This is a genomic window from Pseudomonas sp. P4_C3 (assembly GCF_056402075.1).
The window spans coordinates 1-719 of sequence record NZ_JBFUIC010000752.1 but is presented as its reverse complement, the minus strand read 5'-3'; the positions used below and the strand labels follow the sequence as shown (position 1 = coordinate 719).

At 66.6% G+C, this 719-nt stretch carries 1 protein-coding gene; it reads right to left on the bottom strand.

The window, feature by feature from the left end; all coding sequences use genetic code 11:
* A partial coding sequence (locus AC1DVH_RS32255; RefSeq protein WP_477757188.1) for a VCBS domain-containing protein occupies nt 1–719 on the bottom strand: 719 nt, incomplete at both ends.

Genomic DNA, 719 nt, shown 5'->3' with positions numbered 1-719 from the left:
GGTCGCCGATGGTCAGCGTCGGCCGGTCGTTGGTGCCGGTAATGGTGATCGTCACCAGCTGGGTGTCGACGCCACCCAGGCCGTCACTGACTTGCACCGTGAACACGTCCTCATGACTCTCGCCCGCCTTCAGCGCCTGCACCGCACTGGCGACCCCGTCGGTGCCGTTGGCCAGGGTGTAGATCCACTGGCCGGTGGTGTCCACGGCGATCGAACCGTAGGTGCCGGTTGGCGATCCATCGATGGTCCAGGTCGCCGTGGCATCGTGATCGATGTCGGTCGAGTTGAACTGGCCGCTGACGCTGAGGGTGGTGTCTTCCTGTACTGCGCCGGCCTCGTTGCCCGTCACGAAGCTGAGCACGGGCGCGTCGTTGCTGCCGGTGACGGTGACGGTCACCAGCTGGGTGTCCACGCCGCCGAGGCCGTCGCTGACCTGCACCGTAAACACGTCATCGTGGCTCTCGCCTGCCTTCAGCGCCTGCACCGCACTGGCGACCCCATCGCTGCCGTTGGCCAGGGTGTAGGTCCACTGGCCGGTGGTGTCCACGGCGATCGAGCCGTAGGTGCCCGTATCCGTACCCGCAATGCTCCAGGTCGCCGTGGCATCGTGATCGATGTCGGCCGAGCTGAACTGGCCGCTGACGCTGAGCTTGATGTCTTCCTGCACCGCGCCGGCCTCGTTGCCGGTCGCGAAGCTGAGCACTGGCGCGTCGTTGCTG